General features: G+C 69.1%; 24 protein-coding genes. 9 read left to right on the top strand and 15 right to left on the bottom strand.

The genetic code is table 11. The features are described from left to right. The first annotated feature begins 157 nt into the window (after positions 1-157). The 5 genes from L324_RS38045 to arfB all read left to right on the top strand — a co-directional run bounded on the left by L324_RS38045 (position 158) and on the right by arfB (position 4,179). On the top strand, positions 158-397 hold the full coding sequence (locus L324_RS38045; RefSeq protein ID WP_037320466.1) for a DUF397 domain-containing protein: 240 nt from the start codon (positions 158-160) through the stop codon (positions 395-397). After that, complete coding sequence (locus L324_RS38040) at positions 381-782, top strand: hypothetical protein (protein WP_037320464.1); 402 nt, start codon at positions 381-383, stop codon at positions 780-782. The genes L324_RS38045 and L324_RS38040 overlap by 17 nt, the downstream gene beginning before the upstream one ends. 276 nt (positions 783-1,058) lie before the next feature. Further along, complete coding sequence (gene purF / locus L324_RS38035; RefSeq protein WP_037320462.1) at positions 1,059-2,597, top strand: amidophosphoribosyltransferase; 1,539 nt, start codon at positions 1,059-1,061, stop codon at positions 2,595-2,597. 30 nt (positions 2,598-2,627) lie between these two features. Beyond that, positions 2,628-3,698: a phosphoribosylformylglycinamidine cyclo-ligase gene (purM, locus tag L324_RS38030; RefSeq protein ID WP_037320460.1), complete on the top strand. Its 1,071-nt coding sequence runs from the start codon at positions 2,628-2,630 to the stop codon at positions 3,696-3,698. 49 nt (positions 3,699-3,747) lie between these two features. Further along, on the top strand, positions 3,748-4,179 hold the full coding sequence (arfB, locus tag L324_RS38025; protein ID WP_235783770.1) for an alternative ribosome rescue aminoacyl-tRNA hydrolase ArfB: 432 nt from the start codon (positions 3,748-3,750) through the stop codon (positions 4,177-4,179). On the opposite strand, the gene L324_RS38020 is transcribed toward arfB, so the two are convergent. The 3 genes from L324_RS38020 to L324_RS38010 all read right to left on the bottom strand — a co-directional run bounded on the left by L324_RS38020 (position 4,168) and on the right by L324_RS38010 (position 6,888). Beyond that, a complete protein-coding gene (locus L324_RS38020; protein ID WP_081736602.1) occupies positions 4,168-4,926 on the bottom strand; it encodes a GNAT family N-acetyltransferase in 759 nt (252 codons plus the stop codon). The two genes, arfB and L324_RS38020, sit on opposite strands and share 12 nt — an antisense overlap. A 177-nt stretch (positions 4,927-5,103) precedes the next feature. Continuing rightward, positions 5,104-5,754: a VanZ family protein gene (locus L324_RS38015; protein WP_037320456.1), complete on the bottom strand. Its 651-nt coding sequence runs from the start codon at positions 5,752-5,754 to the stop codon at positions 5,104-5,106. Positions 5,755-5,988: 234 nt separating this feature from the next. Next, on the bottom strand, positions 5,989-6,888 hold the full coding sequence (locus L324_RS38010; protein ID WP_037320454.1) for a Gfo/Idh/MocA family protein: 900 nt from the start codon (positions 6,886-6,888) through the stop codon (positions 5,989-5,991). A 123-nt stretch (positions 6,889-7,011) separates the two neighbouring features. Between L324_RS38010 and L324_RS38005 the strand changes: the two genes are divergently transcribed. Both L324_RS38005 and L324_RS38000 read left to right on the top strand, forming a co-directional pair. Next, positions 7,012-7,470 carry a helix-turn-helix domain-containing protein gene (locus L324_RS38005; protein WP_037320452.1) on the top strand — a complete coding sequence of 153 codons (459 nt, stop codon included), beginning with the start codon at positions 7,012-7,014 and terminating at the stop codon, positions 7,468-7,470. Between the two features lie 12 nt (positions 7,471-7,482). Beyond that, entirely contained in the window at positions 7,483-7,908 is a 426-nt protein-coding gene (locus tag L324_RS38000; RefSeq protein WP_235783769.1) for a PIN domain-containing protein, read from the top strand. A 20-nt stretch (positions 7,909-7,928) separates the two neighbouring features. On the opposite strand, the gene L324_RS37995 is transcribed toward L324_RS38000, so the two are convergent. Beyond that, entirely contained in the window at positions 7,929-8,789 is an 861-nt protein-coding gene (locus tag L324_RS37995) for a 3-hydroxybutyryl-CoA dehydrogenase (protein ID WP_081736600.1), read from the bottom strand. Between the two features lie 88 nt (positions 8,790-8,877). Next, a complete protein-coding gene (locus L324_RS37990) occupies positions 8,878-9,063 on the bottom strand; it encodes a DUF3073 domain-containing protein (protein WP_007032561.1) in 186 nt (61 codons plus the stop codon). Positions 9,064-9,270: 207 nt separating this feature from the next. On the opposite strand from L324_RS37990, the gene L324_RS37985 reads away from it, so the two are divergent. Next, the gene (locus L324_RS37985) at positions 9,271-10,170 is read left to right on the top strand and encodes a DUF8083 family protein (protein ID WP_037320447.1); all 900 of its coding nucleotides are present in this window, start codon (positions 9,271-9,273) and stop codon (positions 10,168-10,170) included. Here the strand turns inward: L324_RS37985 and L324_RS37980 are convergent. The 3 genes from L324_RS37980 to ygfZ form a co-directional block, all read right to left on the bottom strand. Next, positions 10,167-11,114, bottom strand: coding sequence for an asparaginase (locus L324_RS37980; RefSeq protein ID WP_037320441.1), 948 nt, complete (start codon positions 11,112-11,114; stop codon positions 10,167-10,169). The two genes, L324_RS37985 and L324_RS37980, sit on opposite strands and share 4 nt — an antisense overlap. Continuing rightward, positions 11,111-11,674 carry an RsiG family protein gene (locus tag L324_RS37975; RefSeq protein ID WP_037320439.1) on the bottom strand — a complete coding sequence of 188 codons (564 nt, stop codon included), beginning with the start codon at positions 11,672-11,674 and terminating at the stop codon, positions 11,111-11,113. Before L324_RS37975 ends, L324_RS37980 begins: the two co-directional genes overlap by 4 nt. A gap of 601 nt (positions 11,675-12,275) precedes the next feature. After that, entirely contained in the window at positions 12,276-13,403 is a 1,128-nt protein-coding gene (gene ygfZ, locus L324_RS37970; RefSeq protein WP_037320437.1) for a CAF17-like 4Fe-4S cluster assembly/insertion protein YgfZ, read from the bottom strand. A gap of 30 nt (positions 13,404-13,433) precedes the next feature. On the opposite strand from ygfZ, the gene L324_RS37965 reads away from it, so the two are divergent. Beyond that, positions 13,434-14,288: an aminodeoxychorismate lyase gene (locus L324_RS37965; RefSeq protein WP_037320435.1), complete on the top strand. Its 855-nt coding sequence runs from the start codon at positions 13,434-13,436 to the stop codon at positions 14,286-14,288. Here L324_RS37965 and L324_RS37960 read toward each other — a convergent pair. From L324_RS37960 to L324_RS37930, 7 genes are all read right to left on the bottom strand, one after another. After that, complete coding sequence (locus L324_RS37960) at positions 14,281-14,694, bottom strand: hypothetical protein (protein WP_037320433.1); 414 nt, start codon at positions 14,692-14,694, stop codon at positions 14,281-14,283. The genes L324_RS37965 and L324_RS37960 overlap by 8 nt on opposite strands. Continuing rightward, positions 14,682-15,554, bottom strand: coding sequence for a 5-oxoprolinase subunit C family protein (locus L324_RS37955; RefSeq protein WP_037320425.1), 873 nt, complete (start codon positions 15,552-15,554; stop codon positions 14,682-14,684). Before L324_RS37955 ends, L324_RS37960 begins: the two co-directional genes overlap by 13 nt. Further along, complete coding sequence (pxpB, locus tag L324_RS37950; protein WP_037320423.1) at positions 15,551-16,162, bottom strand: 5-oxoprolinase subunit PxpB; 612 nt, start codon at positions 16,160-16,162, stop codon at positions 15,551-15,553. The genes L324_RS37955 and pxpB overlap by 4 nt, the downstream gene beginning before the upstream one ends. Before the next feature lie 9 nt (positions 16,163-16,171). Then, positions 16,172-16,795, bottom strand: a complete 624-nt coding sequence (locus tag L324_RS37945; protein WP_037320421.1) for a heme-binding beta-barrel domain-containing protein — start codon at positions 16,793-16,795, stop codon at positions 16,172-16,174. Positions 16,796-17,058: 263 nt separating this feature from the next. Continuing rightward, positions 17,059-17,370 (bottom strand): DUF1416 domain-containing protein, encoded by a 312-nt coding sequence (locus L324_RS37940; protein WP_037320418.1) that lies wholly within the window; start codon positions 17,368-17,370, stop codon positions 17,059-17,061. Then, positions 17,370-18,206 (bottom strand): sulfurtransferase, encoded by an 837-nt coding sequence (locus L324_RS37935; protein ID WP_037320416.1) that lies wholly within the window; start codon positions 18,204-18,206, stop codon positions 17,370-17,372. Before L324_RS37935 ends, L324_RS37940 begins: the two co-directional genes overlap by 1 nt. A gap of 21 nt (positions 18,207-18,227) precedes the next feature. Beyond that, positions 18,228-18,662, bottom strand: a complete 435-nt coding sequence (locus L324_RS37930; protein WP_037320414.1) for a DUF4395 domain-containing protein — start codon at positions 18,660-18,662, stop codon at positions 18,228-18,230. Positions 18,663-18,740: the final 78 nt, after the last annotated feature.

Below are 18,740 nucleotides of genomic sequence, written 5' to 3'. Positions count from 1 at the left end.
GGGACGGTCGATGGACCTGATACTCACTGCACGCGAATTCTGCAGAAACTTCTGCACGTGCATTTACCGCTGCAGCCACACGTGCTAACTTTGGATCACAAGCAAATGCACATGCAGATGCATCGCCCGAAGTCTTCTGTCGGGGAAGGTGGGGACCATGGCTGAACAGTTCGACAACGGCATCCCGGCTGATCGTCTTACCGGTGCGCACTGGCGCAAGGCGAGCTACAGCAACGCGATCGGCAACTGTGTGGAGGTGGCTCCGCTCGCGTCCGGTGAGATCGCGATGCGCAATTCGCGCTTCCCGACCGGACCCGCGCTGATCTACACCCAGGCTGAGATGGCCGCGTTCCTCGCGGGTGCCAAGGACGGCGAATTCGATGATGTTCTCGGGTGACACCATCACCGCGGAAATCACCGATATCGAAAGCGGCCTCAAGGAACTGATCCACCGCGGGTATCAGTTCGTGCACCCGTGCGACGCGAACGGCGAGGTCCTGGCCGTGGTCGGCGTGCGAGTCCACGACAACGTGGTCGACGTCGTCCGGCTCAACGCCGAGGACGATGTCATCGCGACCCGTATGCCCGGCACCGAGGAGGACATCCTCGAGCCGGAGGTGTGGCTGTGGCGGTCCGCCGGCGACGCGGCGACGGTGCTGACGGCACTGCTCGCGCTCCCGGACGAGCGCACGCCCGGCTCGCTGTATCTCCCGGAGAAGGTGTCCAAGGGATGCTGGGTTCCGGGTCGCGGTGGCACGTCCAAGTGGCTCGCCGCCGGTTGATCAAGCCGCTCAAGCACAGTCGACCGCCTCTGTCGAGGGGGAGCGGTCGGCTGGTCGGGGGTCGTGAGTGCCGGGTCCTGAACCCTGCCCGTCACTCACGGTCATACGTAGAGGTGCGAGCTTCGATCACGTCCTGCCCACTTCGATCGTGGGACGCGGACTCACTGCGAGTAGCCGACTGAAGCGTGTCCAGTGCCACGTCGCGCGGCGCGTTGATCTCCTGCCCACCGTTTACACTGGTGGCGGCCTGCCCTCTTCTCCCCTGGGAGCACCTCGGTGGTTTCCGACCCGTCCGTCCCTGGACAGCCCGTGACCGACCAGCCCGATCCGGAACCCCGCGAGGAATGCGGCGTCTTCGGTGTCTGGGCGCCCGGAGAAGAGGTCGCGAAGCTGACCTACTACGGGCTCTACGCACTTCAGCACCGCGGCCAGGAAGCGGCCGGCATCTCGGTCTCCGACGGTTCGCAGATCGTCGTCTTCAAGGATCTCGGCCTGGTCAGCCAGGTGTTCGACGAGCAGGTCCTGCAGTCGCTGCAGGGGCATATCGCCGTCGGGCACTGCCGTTACTCGACCACCGGCGCGACCATCTGGGAGAACGCGCAGCCGATCTTCCGCACCACCGCCACCGGCAGTGGACTGTCGTTCGCGCACAACGGGAACCTCGTCAACACCGCCGAACTGCGCGACCGCACGGCCGAGGCCGGGCTCAAGCCGCACGCGGGCCTGACAGGTTCTTCCAGCGACTCCGACCTGGTGTGCGGGCTGCTCGCGGCCAACGCCGCCGACAAGGGCATCGAAGCCGCCGCGCTGGAACTGCTGCCCACCCTCAAGGGCGCGTTCTGCCTGGTCTTCGCCGACGAGTCCACCCTGTACGCCGCGCGCGACCCGCACGGCGTACACCCCCTGGTGCTCGGCAGGCTCGAACGCGGCTGGGTGGTCGCGAGCGAGACGGCCGCGCTGGACATCTGCGGCGCGTCGTTCGTCCGCGAGGTCGAACCCGGCGAGCTCATCGCGATCAACGCCGAGGGCCTGCGTTCCTCCCGTTTCGCCAACCCCGAGCCCAAGGGCTGCGTCTTCGAGTACGTCTACCTCGCCCGCCCGGACACCTCGATCGCCGGCCGCAGCGTGCACGCGACCCGCGTCGAGATCGGCCGCCGCCTCGCCGGCGAGCACCCGGCCGACGCCGACCTGGTCATGCCGGTGCCCGAATCCGGCACCCCGGCGGCCATCGGCTACGCGCAGGGCTCCGGCATCCCCTACGGCACCGGCCTGGTGAAGAACGCCTACGTCGGCCGCACCTTCATCCAGCCGTCGCAGACCATCCGCCAGCTGGGCATCCGGCTGAAGCTGAACCCGCTGCGCGACGTCATCCGCGGCAAACGGCTCGTCGTGGTGGACGACTCCATCGTCCGCGGCAACACCCAGCGCGCGCTCGTCCGCATGCTGCGGGAGGCCGGCGCGCTCGAGGTGCACGTCCGGATCGCCTCGCCGCCCGTCCGCTGGCCGTGTTTCTACGGGATCGACTTCGCCTCCCGCGCCGAACTGGTGGCCAACGGCGTCGACCTCGACGGCATCCGCCGTTCCATCGGCGCGGACACGCTGGGCTACATCTCCCTGGACGGTTTGGTCGCCGCTTCGGAACAGCCGAAGTCGCGGCTCTGCACCGCGTGCTTCTCCGGCGAATACCCGATCGCGCTCCCCGACGACGCGCTGATCGGGAAGCACCTGCTGGAGAGCCTGGACTCGGTCAATGGCGCGGCGAAGCCCGTCAGCCCTGCCGGGTACGGTGCTGAAGACGCCATCCGGCGTCCCTAGTCCTTTCTTCCAGAGTTGGAGTCCGCTTCCGTGAGCGAGTCCACGAGCGCCACGTACGCCGCCGCCGGCGTCAGCATCGACGCCGGTGACAAAGCCGTCGAGCTGCTCAAACCGCACGCCGAGAGGGCCACCAGGCCCGAGGTGATGGGCGGGGTCGGCGGTTTCGCCGGGCTGTTCTCCCTGAAGCTGGACAAGTGGAAAGAGCCGGTGCTGGCGTCGTCGACCGACGGCGTCGGCACCAAGATCGCCGTCGCGCAGGCGCTCGACAAGCACGACACCGTCGGCATCGACCTGGTCGCGATGGTCGTCGACGACCTGGTCGTCACCGGCGCCGAGCCCCTGTTCATGCAGGACTACATCGCCGTCGGCAAGGTCGTGCCGGAGAAGATCGCGGCGCTGGTCGGCGGCATCGCCGAAGGCTGCGTCCGCGCGGGTTGCGCGCTGCTCGGCGGCGAGACCGCCGAGCACCCCGGCCTGATGGGCGAGCACGACTACGACCTCTCGGGTACCGGCATCGGCGTCGTCGAGGCGTCCGCGGTGCTCGGCCCGGAGCGGGTCCGCCCCGGCGACGTCGTGCTCGCGCTCGGCTCGTCCGGCCTGCACTCCAACGGTTTCTCGCTGGCCCGGCACGTGCTGCTGGACATCGCGCGCATGCCGCTCGACGGGCATGTCGAGGAGTTCGGCCGCTCGCTGGGCGAGGAGATGCTGGAGCCGACCAGGATCTACGCGAAGGACTGCCTCGCGCTGGTGGCCGAGGCCGAAGTCCGCACGTTCGCGCACATCACCGGCGGCGGACTGGAGCAGAACCTCGCCCGTGTCATGCCGCGTGGCCTGGTCGCGCGGCTCGAACGCGGCACCTGGACCCCGGCGCCGGTGTTCGCGCTGATCGGGCACCGCGGCAAGGTCGAGCGCGCCGAACTGGAGAAGACGTTCAACATGGGCGTCGGCATGGTCGCGATCGTCGGCCCCGACGACGTCGACCGCGCGCTGGCGATGCTGACCGCCCGGCACGTGCCGGCGTGGATCCTCGGCGACGTCCAGCCCGCGGAGGACCCGGACGGCCCGCGCGCCGTGCTCTCCGGTGACCACCCTCGCTTCTGAACCCCGCACATTCAAGAATCTGCTTGAGCCCGGGTGTCACACTGGTTCCGTGGCTGATGACGTGGTGGTCGGCACCCGGTTCGTGATCCCGGGTGCCGAATTGAGCGAACGGTTCTCCCGGTCGTCGGGTCCGGGTGGGCAGGGCGTGAACACCACGGACTCGCGGGTCGAACTGTCCTTCGACGTGGCCGGTTCGGCGTCCGTCCCGGAGCACCTCCGGGCCAGGATGCTGGACAGGCTTTCGTCGCGGCTGGTCGACGGCGTCGTCACGATCGCCGCCTCCGAACACCGCTCGCAGCTGATGAACCGGGAAGCCGCGCGGGCACGGCTGGTGATGCTGCTGCTGGAGGCGTCGGCGCCCCCGGCCGCCAAACGGCGTCCCACCAAACCCTCGCGGGGTTCGAAGGAACGCCGTCTGGCCTCGAAGAAGCGCCGCGGCGAGGTCAAACGAACTCGCCGCGGCGGCTACTCAGACGAGTGACAGGTGCACGCATTCGGCCGCGGTTTTGAAGCCGACCCGGCCGTAGACGCGTTCCGCCTGCCCGGCTCCCGGGGTCAGGAACACCGACCGGCCACCGCGAGCGTGAGCCTCACGCGTCAGGTACGCCGTCATCGCCGCGGCGATCCCGCGGCTCCGGTACTCCTCGATCACCCCGATCCCGGCGACCTCGGTCGCGCCGTCGAGGATCGGCGTCGCGACCCCGCCGCCGACGACCTCCCCGGTTTCGCCGACGGCCATCACCGAGAGGGTCTCGCCGCTCAGCTGATCCGGTGAGGGGTCGAGGTGCTGATCGGGATCGGTCTCCCCGAACGCCAGGTTCTGCGCCCGGATCATCTTCCGGAGCTCGTCGGGCGTCTTCGGGGTGAGCAGGCTGATCCCGGCCGGTTTCGGCTGGTCGACGAGGTCGTCCGGGGTGCAGATCATCAGCGGGACCCGCCGCTCCAGCGTGTACCCGCGGCCGACGAGGACCGCCTCGGCAGCCGGAACCGCCTCGGTCAGGAACTCCAGACGCGGCAGGAGCCCGCGCCTGCGGAACGCCTCGGTCAGCGCGTCGACGTCGTCCCCGGTGGGGACGGCGCCGTCATCGGGGATCGCGTAGTTGAGGAAGGGGCTGTCGGCCTCGAGGTAGTACGTGGCCAGGAACGGCCCGATCCGCTCGGTTTCGCGGAACTTCGCCGCGGTCGTGCGGATGTAGGACTGCAAAGCATGGATCGTCTCGGAAAGCACTGGTGGACAAGCCTTTCGGGCAAGAAGAAGGGACGCACGGGAGAACCGCGTGCGTGTGGAGCTGGCGTGGGCGCCGGCTAGCTCGTGCCGACGCCGCTGAAGGCGTCAGGCATGAGGCATCCCTCTTTCCGCGTGAGTAAGGCTTTCGCAGTCACTTTCGCATGACGGTCAAGCGGTTTACCGGCGTTGCGGATGCGCGACACCCGAATACCGCTCGTCCCACACCGACCTCGGCACCCGCAGCCGCACGGGGGCCTCGCAAACCCTCCTGACCTGCATCGGGATCTTCACCGCCGGCCGGACGTCCAGCCGGTGCCAGAGGCGTTTGCTCAGCGCGGCACCGAGCACGGCGCCCAGGGTGTTCAGCAGGATGTCGTCGGCGGAGGTCACCCGGCCTGCCTGGATCAGATATTGCGTACCCTCCACCAGCACCGAGACGGCCAGCGCGCCGAGCGCGATCCGGCCCAGCGAACGCAGCCGTCGCGAGCGCAACGGGAGCAGGGCACCGAGCGGGCTCAGCATGAGGACGTTGCCCAGTGCCTGCCAAAGATTGGCGCTGTCGCTGAGCGCGAGACGCAGGTCGGTGCCGGGTTCGAGGCTCAGCCTGCTGCCCTGCGCGCCGGTCACGGGCATCGTGACCAGGCATAACACCAGGACGCACGCCAAGGCCAGCGTCATGTCCACGGCGGCTGTCGCCGACGCGGAGAAGCGGTCGGCTTGTCTTCGCCGCCGGTGCGCCGCGAGCAGCGGCCAGCCGAGTAATGCGTACGGAATCGCGGTGATCGTCAACGGGATCATCGCGCCGAAAGCGCGGAGCAGCTCTCCCATGGCCCTTCCTTTCCGGAGCGCCCAAGATCACCTTCGCATTGCAAGATCAACTCGGCATGGTGGAGCGGCCGCACTATGAGGTGATCTTTTCCGGTAGCGGAAAAGGCTTTCCCATGCTTGGGTCCAGTCGGTGACTGTCCACAATGGAGCCTGTGGACAAACCTGTGGATGACCGCGAAGCAACTGGTGGAAGGCGTTATCGCACAAGGAAAAGCCTTGTGAGTGACCTGTGTACTACTTGCCGTGCCCGGCGAGTTCGCGCGCGCGTTCGATCAGCTTCTGCAGGTGCAGTCCGCGACGCACGTCACAGGGGTGGGACGTCGTCCCGCTCGCCGCCATCGCGGCGAAATCGTCCAGCAGCGCGGTGAACGATTCACCGGCGGACCCCGGTTTCCGTCCTAAAGTGCGGTAACCGTGCTCGCCGTACACGGCCACTTCCACGACCGTCGGCTGGATCGGCAGCCGCAGCGACAAGGTCGCCGTACTGGTCGCGCCACCCGCGTGGGCGAACAAGACCTGCCACAGATCGTCATCGGTCCGGTGGGCGGCCAGCACTTCGGTGATCTCGCCGAGGGCCGCGTCCAGCAGGTCGAAGGCGTGCGGGCCGATGTCGGCGAGCGCGCCGGAGTCCGTCCGCCACGGCGACGCCTGGTACTTCCCGCCGAGCAGCGCGCCCGAAAGCCAGCGCGCCCCGCCGCCGCGCCAGCCGCCCGCTTCCTTGATGCCGTCGAGCCAGTCACGGGTCATCGGCGAGAAACGCAAGGTCAGGACCACGAGAGCGGCCACCCCGGCGGCGTCGACCGCGTCCACGAGCCGCCGCGCGCCGTCGAGATCCGCGGCGATCGGTTTCTCCAGGATGAGGTGCTTGCCCGCTTCGGCGGCCTTGACCGCCAGCTCCGCCTGAACGGCGGGCGGCACGGCGAACGCGACCGCGTCCACCCGGTCCAGTAGCTCTTCGAAGCTGTCGACCGCTTCGGCGCCGTGCGCCTCCGCCAGCTCCTTCGCGGCTTCGGGACGCCTGGTCCAGACGGCGCTCAACGTGGTCCCGGGGTGATCGGCGAGGCCCGGCGCGTGCACCGTCTTCGCCCATGGACCGGCCCCGACCAAACCCGCGCGCAGCTGTCCCTGTCCCACGATCCCGAGTCTAGGTGTGCTGCCCTCGCGCAAGGTGAACGCACCATCGAGTTGCGTTTATTGCGTTCGTTGCGAATAATTCGTTTATGGCCGGTACTGGGTTCACGCAGGCAGGGAGCGATGATGAGTGCGCTGACCATTGATCAGATCGTCCCCGGGCGGCATGACATCGACGTGGCGCTCGAAGCACTTCCGCACGTCGAGGCTTATCTGGCCAGGCCCCATGAACAGGACACCGTGCGTGTGGTCGTCGTCGATGAGCGCGAAGAGTCGCTGGTGATTCCTCGCGGTGTCGTCGATCTGATGGCCCGGATCCTGGCGCTCGTGGCGGCCGGTGAGAGCGTCTCCATCGTTCCGTCGCACGCCGAGCTGACCACTCAACAGGCCGCCGATCTGCTCAACGTTTCCAGGCCGTACCTCATCGGGCTGCTCGAAACGGGGCAGATCGAGTTCCGCACGGTCGGCAAACATCGCCGGGTGAAGGCGAGTTCACTGCGCGACTATCTGAGTCGCGACGATCAGCGGCGCCGCGAGGCGGCGGACGAGCTTTCCGCGCTGAACCAGGAGATGGGGCTGACCTAGCAAGTGGCCTTCGTGGTCCTTCTCGACCCGGGCAAGCTCGACCGCACACGGGAACTGATGAACCGGTCGGTCCGGGATTGCCTGGTCACCGGCTATGAACCGCTCATCCCCGCCCTGAGCTTGCCCGATCCGGACGACCGCCATGTGCTCGCGGCCGCCATCAAGGCGCAGGCCCGGGTCATCGTGACCGAGAACCTGCGGGACTTTCCGGGGCACGCGCTTCAGCGCTGGAACATCGAGGCCCAAAGCGCTGACGACTTCATCCTCGACCGGATCGACCTGCACCGGCGAATCGTTGTCGAAGCGGTGCTCCGGATCGCGGATTCCCGGCGTGCTCCGCCGACGAGTTTCGCCGAAGTCCTCGACGCACGCGAGCGCACTGGGCTCAGCAGGTCTGTCGCTGAGCTGCGTTCACAGCTCCCGCATCCAGAGGACTAAATGCGGGAGAAGGACGGGGATCAGGAGTAGCTGTAGAAGCCTCGGCCGGTCTTCTTTCCGAGCAGGCCGGCGTCGACCATGCGCAGCAGCAGCGGCGGCGAGGAGTACAGCGGCTCCTTGAACTCGGCGTACATCGAGTCCGCGATGGCCTTGATGGTGTCCAGGCCGATCAGGTCCGACAGCCGCAGCGGCCCCATCGGGTGCGCGGTGCCGAGCTCCATACCGCGGTCGATGTCCTCGGCCGACGCGAAGCCCGACTCGATCATCCGGATCGCCGAAAGCAGGTACGGCACGAGCAGGGAGTTCACGATGAACCCTGCCCGGTCCTGCGACCGGATCACCGTCTTGGCCAGCGCCGACGTCGCGTGCTCCTCCGCGCGGCGGGCGGTGTCGTCGCTGGTCAGCAGCGAGGGCACCAGCTCGACGAGCGGCAGCACCGGGACCGGGTTGAAGAAGTGGATGCCGACCACCTGCTGCGGGCGGTTCGTGGCCATCCCGAGCTTCATGATCGGAATCGAAGACGTGTTGGACGCGAACAGGGCGTCCTCGCGCTCGACGATCTTGTCCAGCGACCGGAACACCTCGACCTTGGCCTGCTCCTGTTCCAGGATGGCCTCGATCACGAGGTCACGGTCGGCGAACTCGCCGATCTCGGTGGTGAAGCGAAGCCGTCCGAGCGCCGCGTCGGCGTCCTCCTGCGAGAGCTTCCCGTTCTTGACGCCGCGTTGCAGCGACTTCTCGATCCGCGCCCGCCCGGAGTCCAGCGCCGGCTGGTTCACCTCGGTGACGATCACGTCCAGACCGGCACGTGCGTGCACCTCGGCGATGCCCGAGCCCATGAGACCGGCTCCGATGACACCTACTCGCGATACGTCGGACATGGCACCTCCTCCATCTTTTGGGCAGCACGCGACACGCGAGGGTGGTTACCGGGGCAAGCCCCGACCACCCTCGCGTGTCACGCGTTGCTCAGCGGCGGTATTCGTCGTACCCGTCGTACGGGTCGTCGTCATACCGCTTGTCGTCCTCGTGCCTGTCTTCCGAGGAACTACTGGACAGCTCGCGCTGCAAAGCATCGAAGTCGGTTTCGTGCGAGCTGTACTTGAGCTCGCGCGCCACCTTCGTCTGCTTGGCCTTAGCCCGGCCGCGCCCCATGGCTCGACCCCCTCGCACAGGGGCGGGGCGGCCGGGGGAATCGGCGGCCCCGCATCGTCTCGACAATTCTTTCCTGCTGACACCGTACCGTGTCCGGGGGGTTGGATGCGACGTGGCACGGTGTGCCGGTGGCGACAGTGTTCCCCGAACGCCGGTTACCGGCCGGTCGGTGGCGATAGTCGCAGGTCGGCGTGTCACGATGCTCGTGTGCCCCGTCCGTTCGCGGCTTATCTCCGCGTCTATGAGCCCCTGCTCGCGCTGGGTGATCCACCGGACGAACGCCTGCTCGAGGCCGTCGAAGCGGCCCGGCTCGATCGTTCGGCCGCGGGGACGCGCGAGCAGGCACTGTGGCTCAAGTCACAGCATGTCGGGCGGCTGCTGCCCGCCGAGCTCGCGGACGGCCGGCCAGCCCCCAGTCTGCTCACCGACGTGCTCGTCCTGGACCCCGAGGACGTGCCGGAGGGTGAGCACGGTGACGCGGGCCCGGGGCCGCTGGTCTGCCCGATGGAGATCCGCGCGCGTTCGGCCGCGGCGCTGGTGACCTTCCTCGGCGACGCGCATCCGGCGCTGAAGAACGCGGTACTCGACGCGGGCGGTGCTTCGCTCGACGTGATCCGCTCGCGGGCGAAGTCGGCTATCGGCGACTTGTCCGCTTCGGCCTCGCACACACTCTCGACGACGTGGACCGTTCCGCTCCCGTGGTTCGTCCTGTTCGACCCCGGGATGCGCCGGGTCAAACTGGGCAAGGGCCGCGACGACCCGGAGCGCGAAGTGTCGTGGCGGGTGTCGATGGCCGATGCGCGTCATCGGGCGCGCGACGTCGGCGACCTGCTCGAAGCGACCTTCGGGGACTCCGGGCCCGGCCGGGTACTGCACGAGACGCGACGCTGGCTGGACAGCTTCCACCCGGGCTCCGCGGTCGAACTCGACTACGGCGGTCTCGTACAGCTCTTCGCGGACTCGATCCTTCAGGCCGACACGACCGCCGAAGAGGTGCACGACATTCTCGACGCGCTCCGCACCGGCAACGTCGACGAGCTGGCGGATCTGTTCGCCGACCTGCGGGACTTCTGGGGCGACCTGGCCGCGCGGGAACGCGCCAACTAGCCGAACAGACCGGCGGCGACGCGTAGTTCGCCGACCGGTTTCCCGCCGCCGAGCACGGCCGACCCGGACAGCTGTTCCGCTTCGCCGCCCGGGTCGATGCCGAGGTGACGCAGGGTCGCGAGCAGCAGCGGGAGCCTGGCCCGCGCGGCGCCGTCGTCGATCTTGAGCGCCAGCGCGGTGCCGTCGGGGAGCGCGAACGAGTGCACGCCCTCGGCGCCACCCTTCGAAAGCAGGCCTTCGACGCTCCGCATCAGCACGGTGTCCTCGCGGCCGGTGCCCGCGACCTGCCAGGGATGCGCGCGGACGGCGTCCGCGACCCGGCGTTCCGGTCCGCCCATGGCGGTGACCAGCCTGCCGAAGGAACGGGCGAGGCCGGTGAGGGAGAACGCGAACAGCGGGGCGCCGCAGCCGTCGACGCCGACCGTTTCGATCGGTTCGCTGGTGAGGTCGGCGATGGTGGCCTGGATGATCTTCTGCAGCGGATGGGTCGCCGACGCGTAGTCCGCGCATGCCCAGCCGAGCTGGGCGCAGGTGGTGAGCATGGCGGCGTGCTTGCCGGAGCAGTTCATGGCGGCGCGGCGTTTCCCGGCCGCGGCCACGGCGAGCATGCTCGGCTCGTGCAGCGGGAAGGCGGGCGGGCAGGCCAGCGCGTCCTCGGTCAGCCCCGCGCGGGACAGCATCGACAGGGCGCCCTCGACGTGGCCGGGCTCGCCGTTGTGCGATCCGCAGCCCAGTGCGAGGTCTTCGTCGCCGATGGTGAGACCGGCGCGCAGCATCCCGACGGCTTGGAGCGGTTTGTTGGAGGAGCGCGGATAGACCGGCCGCTCGATGTCGCCCGCGGAGAACCGCACCGACCCGTCCGGGGCCGTGATCACCAGCGCGCCGCGGTGCGTGCTTTCCACGAAACCCGACCGGACGACCTCGACCAGGACGGGATTCGTCACTCGGGCCCGCCGCGTTCGGTGTCGAGCAGATCGTCGACCGACGCCGTGCCCTTCCGGTAGCGGGTCGCGATCTCGGCGTTGATCGTGTCCATCACGCCCTGCACCTCACGGCGGTACGAGGAGACGGAGACCTCTTCGTCGGCGTACCTGTCGAGGGCGCTGACCAGCTTCTCGTCCGACAGGGTGCTCACGTCGGAAAGGTCCGTGTCGCCGATGAGCGCCTCGGCGAACCGCCGGTGCTCACCCGCCCGCGACGGCTCCAGCCGCTGATGCCTGCCCGAACCCGTGGCCGGACCGATCGCGTTGTCCGCCAGGATCGCGGCCAGCCGCTCGACGACGCTGCGCTCCCCGCCCGAACTCCGGCGCTCCTGCTCGGCCCGCACGATGTCGATCCGCGCGTGCAGCAGCCGCCGCAGGTAGGACAGGTCTGTCTCCTCCTGCGCGGCCTCGTCACGGCGCTCGCGCAGCACGGAAAGGGGCAGCTCGCCGAGGTCGCTGAGATACCCAGGGCCGAGCACGCGGTCGATACGACGGCGACCACCGGGCCGGACTTCGATCACGCGCGTAGCTTATCGCGCTCCAGCGGAAATGTTCCGCAGGGCGCGATACCACAAGGATCCTTCGCCCCCTGCCGAACCCTCCGACGGCCCACCGCTCTTTCGGTCCCTTCCAGAGCGCGCCCCCCACCCGTCCCGGGGGCGGCCCCTGGTCCAGTCTACCGGGGGTGGGGGTGGAAAAGGGCTGGTCGGCCGAGTTGTCCACAGGTGGGCAGAGTTGTGGACAACTTGTGGATGGCTGACGTGGGTGGGGGAGGGGCGGCGGGTGCGCGGAAGTACGTGAAGGACGCCTTCATTGCGTCTAGCGCAGTGAAGGGGGCCATCACGTACTTCGGTTCTGAGCGAAGGGCGAGTTTCCAGCGCTCAGCCGAGGGAAGGGAGCCTTCGCGTGCGGCCGTTGTGGCAAGTGAGGCAGCTGTGACCACCGAGGCCAAAGTCGCGCCGCACCGCCTGGCGAGGGGAACTTCACGAGACCTAGAGGTCCCAAGGGGTCGCTCCCGGACCGGCCGCCAAGCCCCGACAGGCGGAAGCCGTGAAGGTCTCCTTCCCTACCCTCAAGGTAGGCAAGGAGACCGTCACGGCGTGAGCCACCAAGCCTGAAGTCTCAGCCCCGCAGTCGCTGAGCCGCTTCCCGTCCGGGAGCGGGCGCCTCACCCGGCACGGAGTCCGGGTCGATGGCCGCCTGCACCACGCGGTCCTCGGCACCGACCAGCAGCTCGGCACCCGGTCGCGTCGAGCGCTTGACCAGCGCCAGCGCGATCGGCCCCAGTTCGTGGTGCTGCACCACGCTGCCCACCCGCCCGACGGTCCGTTCGCCGACGACCACCGGATCGCCGGTCTCCGGCGTGATCTCCGGTGAACCGTCCAGATGCAGCAGCGCCATGTACCGCGGCGGCCGCCCGACGTTGTGGACCTTCGCGACGGTCTCCTGGCCGCGGTAACAGCCCTTCGCGACGTGCGCGGCGGAGTCGACCCAGTTCACCTCGTGCGGGATCGTGCGCTCGTCGGTGTCGATGCCCAGCCGCGGCCGCAGCGACTCGACCCGGAGCGCGTCGAACGCCCAGCTGCCCGCCGGTCGCGCGCCCGCGTCGGTCAGGCGGCGCCACCACTCGGCGATCTCGGCGCGGGGGACGGCGAGGTCGACGCTGTACCGCCCCGGCCACGGCATCCGCCGCGCGAAACCGCCGGGGATCGTCGCGACCGAATACGGTTCCGGGGCCAAGGAGACGCCGACGGTGGCCAGCACGCGGTCCGCGTCCGGGCCGAGGACGGTCAGCAGCGCCAGTTCACCGGAGACATCGCGGATGTCCACTTTGGACCAGAACTTCATCGCTTCGAGGTACTCGCGCAGGGGCTGCTTGCCGCCGGACGGCAGCGCGCTGGACGCCACCGCGCCCCGGTCGCTGTCGAGCCAGACCGTGCCGTCCGCGTGCGCGACGACCATGTGGGTGTCGACGCGGCCCTGGCTGTCCAGGACGAGCGCCTCGGTGCCGGTGCCTTCGGCGAGCCCGGTGACGTGTTGCGAGATCACCAAATGCAGCCAGGACAAGCGTTCTTCGCCGGTCACGGCCAGGATCTCGCGGTGCGAACGGTCGATCACGACCGCGCCGCGCGTCGCCGTCCGTTGCTCGGCGAAGGGATCTCCCCAGTGCCACGGGACACCCTCTTCAGGATGCCCGTCGGGTGCCGCGATCGGTCCGGGAAGGTCCAGCAAGGGGGAGCGGTAGGGCATAAAACCCATGCTAGTGAGTACCGTGTCCGTATGCGCGTGCTTGCCTTCCTCGACGGGACCCTGGCCGACCCCGAAGCCGCTCACCTGCGGGTGGACGATCTCGGGCTGCTTCGCGGCGACGGCGTGTTCGAGACGATCCTCGTAGTCGACGGACGACCTCGCGAGCTGCGTCCGCATCTCGACCGGCTGGCCCGTTCCGCCGCCATGCTCGACCTCCCGGAGCCGGACCTCGCGGCTTGGGAACGTGCCGCACAGACCGTCATCGACAACTGGTCGGGCAGCGCCGAGATCGCGCTGAAACTGGTGTACACCAGGGGAATCGACGGCGATCCGGAGGCGAAGCCGTTCGGGTTCGCGCTCGGCGTGGAAATCGACGAGAAGGTCCTCCGCGCCCGTGTCGAAGGCGTCGCGGCGATCACCCTCGAACGCGGTATCGACCCCGAACTCGCCCAGCGCGCGCCGTGGCTGCTGCTGGGGGCGAAGTCCATCTCGTACGGCGTCAACATGGCCGCGCTGCGGGAGGCCGCCCGCCGCGGGGCGAGCGATGTGATTTTCACCGCCGCCGACGGCTCGGTCTTCGAAGGGCCGACTTCGACGGTCGTCCTCGCGAAGGACAAGACGCTCTACACGCCGCCGGCGACCATCGGCATCCTGCCGGGGACGACGCAGGCGGCGCTGTTCCGCGGGGCCGAGCGGGCGGGCTGGTCGATCAAGGTCGAGCCGCTCCAGGTCTCGGACCTCAGCGAGGGCGACGGGCTCTTCCTCACCTCGTCGGTCCGCAAGCTGACCAGCGTGCACACGCTCGACGGCGTCGCACTGGGCGACTCCAGCGCGGTACACGCCGAACTGGTCGCCGCCTACGAGAGCGAGTACACGATCAGCTGAGCGGGCTGATGATCAGCAGATGCGGCAGGATCGCTTCCTCGCGGTAGGCCGCGATCTTGTGGTGCCCGTCCAGGATCACCGCGGCGTCGGCGGTCTCCAGCACCACCGCGACCGGCCGGTGCCCGCTCTTGATCGCGGTCCGGTAGTAGCCGACCCGCGAGACGTCGGCGGGCGGCCAGTCGGCGCTCGGCGTCAGGTAGCGGTCTTCGGCCAGCCGTTCGGGGCCGGTGACCTGGTACTCGCCGTCGGCGAAGAGATCGAGAAGCGGGCGGAGCGTGTCGCCGAGCGGGCGCCGCATCTGACCGGTGGCCAGCGCGATCCGCAGCGACTGCGGCAGTTCTGGCTGGGTTGGGACCGAATTCGTGTCGATGACACCAGTGCCACCGGCGACCTTTACCTGTTCCACATCCTCGTGGACGAGTGAAAGCGGAGAAGGGTTCCGGGTCGGGCCTGCGCGAGTGACGGGAGTGACGCCTGTCTCACCACGGCTGCCACCGGATAACCACCGGTAGTTGGATGATCCGCCAAGAACACCACCGGCAAACCGCTCGGCGGCACCTGCACGGCACCGGTCAGCAGGCCTTCGCTCGGCAACTCCCGCTCCGCGTATTCGTCCCCGCGAGTCAGGGCGGGGCCGTCGAGCCGGAGTCCGACGCGGTTGGATTCCGCGGTCACCGTCCAGGTCTTCGCGAGCCCCGCCGCCAACCCCGAGAACCAATGAGCCCGCGGTCCCGGATCGACCCGCACGACCAGTTCCGCCGGAGCCACCGTGGGCAGTACGACGTCGGCGCCGCCGGACACCGACGGCGGGCCGAGCGGGAGGACGTCGCCCGCCCGCAGCGGCGCGGGCCCGATCTCCGAGAGGACGTCCCGCGACCGGCTGCCGAGTTCGGCGTCGATCGCGATCCCGCCGGAGACCGCCAGGTAGCACCGCAATCCGGTGGCGGGTGCGCCGATCGACGCGACCTGGCCCGCGGCCAGCCACACGGGCGCGTGCGAGCCGACGTCGCGGTCGTCCACGCGAACGGTGACGGGTGGTCCGGTCACCGCGATCGTGCAGGACGTCTTCGCGCGCAGCCGCAGACCGCCGAACAGGCACTCGACGCCCGCGGCGGCCTCGTCGTTGCCGACGAGCCGGTTGGCCAGCTTCAGCGCGGGAACGTCCAGCGCGCCGGACGGCGGGACGCCGAGATGCGCGTATCCGGGCCTGCCGAGATCCTGCACCAGCGCGAGCGGACCGGGCTCGACCACTTCGACGGCCCTCATCCGGCGCTCCGGAACCGCACCCGGTCGCCGGGCGCCAGCAACGCGGGCGGATCGGCGCGCGGGTCGAACAGGACGGCCCGGGTATGGCCGATCAGCCGCCAGCCGCCGGGTGAGACCCGCGGGTACACGCCGGTGAACTCGCCCGCGATCCCGACCGAACCCGGCGGTACCCGGGTGCGCGGGGTCGGCAGCCGCGGCTGCCGGAGTGGTTCGGGAAGCCCTGTCAGATAACCGAAACCGGGCGCGAACCCGGTGAAGGCCACGGTGTAGACGGCGTCGGTGTGCAGGCGCACGACGTCCTCTGTGGACACTCCGGCGTCCTCGGCGACGAGTTCGAGGTCTTCGCCGTCGTAGGTGACGTCGAGGGTGATCTCGCGGGGTTCGCCGCCGGGCGGATGTTCGAGGTCGGCGCCGGACAGGAGTTCACGGACGGCCGCGAGGGCGCCCGAACCTGGGGTCTCCACCACGAGCAGGCTGTGGGCGCCGGGGACGAGTTCGGCGACGCCGTCCGGGCGCGTGGCCGCGATCGTGGCGTGCGCCGCGCTCATCTGGGGCAGGGAATCGCAGTCGAGCAGGGCGGCGTGCTCGCCGTAGGCACGCCACCGCACGGGAAACGGTCAGCCCACCACGCGACGCAGCAGCGCCGACGTGTGCGGCTGCAGTTCCTGGCCCATCATGGCGCGCTCCTCGACGTAGCCGAGTTCGCCGTTGACGATGCCGTAGAGCCGCTGCGAAGCCGTGACGTCCTTCGCGGAGGAGGTGCGGACGACGGCGTCGGTGCCCAGCTCCCAGGCCGGGACCGAGGCCTTGCCGCGCGGCTTGCCGTAGAAGAGTTCCACGATGCCGGTGTTGTGGGTCAGCAGCAGTTCGATCGTGTCGTCGGCCTGCGGGCGCCAGAACCCGGACTCGCGCGCGGCCGGACGGATGACCTTGCCGTCTTCGTCGAGCAGCCAGGCGCGGGCCTCGTGCGTGAGGAAGGGACGGCCGTCGTGCGCGATGGTCAGCTGCATGCCGAACCGGTACGGGCCGTCGATGGTCGGGTAGTCGACCTCGCCCTCGCCGCGCCACACGCCGACGAGCGGCAGGAGCGCCAGGCAGGCGTCGTTGAGGTTCGGGCCTTCGCGCAGGTTCGCCGTGTCGCCCGGGATGGGCATGTCGTCGAACTGGGGGAGGTTTCGGTCGCGCGTGTTTTCCGCGCGCTTCTCCGCGGCCTGGATGGCCTCGTCGCCACTAGCCGTCATGGGTCAGCGCTGGTCCGCGTAAAGCCGGTAGACGACGTACACGGCGAACCACGTGATCGCGACGCCGGCGAGTACCAGCAAAGTCGTAAACAGGATCTCCACGAAACGCACTTTAGTCGCTACCTGCCCGGACAGGCCTGCCGAGGTCACGTGGCCGTCCCCACAACCCGCCCGACGCGCGTGAAGGACGCCTTCCCCGCGTCAGATGCGACGAAAGGGCCCTTCACCGCATGACATGCGGTGAAGGGCCCTTTCGGCTCTCGTCAGGCCACGGAGACCTGGAGTTGGTGCACACCGGGACCCTGGGCGGTGACCGACGCTTCACCGTTCCCGCTCTTGTGCAGCGCGCGCACCGTCCAGTCGCCGGGAGCCGCGTAGAAGCGGAAGTCGCCGTCGGCCGACGAGACCACCTCGCCGGTGAAGTCGCCGCCGCCGTCCAGCAACCGCACGAAGGCGCCGCCGACGGGCCCCTCCGCTCCGGTCACCTTGCCCGCGAGCACGACCTGGCCACGCGTGTCGTAATCAGCGGGCGTGGCCTCCTGGACCGGCGCGCCGCAGCTGTCGTCTGCCGCCATCATTTCGCTCCCAACTCGACCGGCACGCCGACGAGCGAGCCGTATTCCGTCCACGAACCGTCGTAGTTCTTCACCTGCTCGTGGCCGAGGAGCTCGTGCAGCGCGAACCACGCGATGGACGAGCGCTCACCGATCCGGCAGTACGCGATCGTGGACTTCGACTCGTCGAGGCCCTCGTCGGAGTACAGCTCCTTGATCTCTTCCTCGGTCTTGAAGGTCCCGTCCTCGTTGGCGACCTTCGCCCACGGCACGTTCAGCGCGCCCGGGATGTGGCCGGGGACCTGGGACTGCTCCTGCGGCAGATGCGCCGGGGCGAGCAGCTTGCCGGAGAACTCGTCGGGCGAGCGCACGTCGACGAAGTTGCTCTTGCCGATCTCGGAGACGACCTCGTCGCGGAACGCGCGGATCGAAAGGTCCTGCTCCTTGGCCTTGTACTCGGTCGGCTCGCGCTTGACCTCTTCCGAGTTCAGCTCGCGGCCGTCGAGTTCCCACTTCTTGCGGCCGCCGTCGAGCAGCTGCACGTTCTCGTGACCGTAGAGCTTGAAGTACCAGTAGGCGTACGCGGCGAACCAGTTGTTGTTGCCGCCGTAGAGGACGACGCGGTCGTCGTTCGAGATGCCCTTCTCGGACAGGAGCTTCTCGAAGCCTTCCTTGTTGACGAAGTCGCGGCGGACCCCGTCCTGCAGGTCCTTGCGCCAGTCGAACTTCACCGCCCCGCGGATGTGCCCGTTGTCGTACGCGGTCGTGTCCTCGTCGACCTCGATGAACACGACACCCGGGGTGTCCAGGTTCTCCTCGGCCCACTGGGTGGTGACCAGGACGTCTTCACGGCTCATGGAGCTGACTCTCTTTCTGGGTTAGGACGCGCGGGGGCTGGGACTGAAACGCTTGATGAGCAGGTACATCTCGCAACCGAGACAGAAGTTGAACGCCGCGTTGAGGAAGGCCGCCAGCAGCGCGAACGCCGTCGCGACGAACCCGAGCGCGGTGAGGCCCGTCGCGAAACCGACGGTGCCGACGACGGCGAACACGAAGCCGACCGCCTGCGCGAACCGCAGCGGGGCGGCGTCCTCGCGTTCGGTCGTCGGGCCGAGGCGCGGCGCGACCAGGTACCGGTAGACCAGTGAGTACGGCGCCGGCTTGAGGCCGACGAACGCGCCGATCGCGAACACCACCGCCTGCGCCGCGAGCAATGGCCACCACTGGGTGATGAGCACGACCGCGAGCACGATCGTCGTCAGGATGGCGGCGAAACGCGGACCACGCGGGTCGACGGCCGGTCCTGCGGACATGGATCCTCCTGCGATGAGAGGGAAGAAGTGCGCGCCGGAAGGGCACGCGCAAGCAGCGAAGACGCGCTCAGCGAGCCG

This window comes from Amycolatopsis orientalis DSM 40040 = KCTC 9412, assembly GCF_000478275.1.
GTDB lineage: Bacteria > Actinomycetota > Actinomycetes > Mycobacteriales > Pseudonocardiaceae > Amycolatopsis > Amycolatopsis orientalis.
The sequence above is the reverse complement of the archived record's forward strand: the minus strand, read 5'-3'. Positions and strand labels throughout refer to the sequence as shown.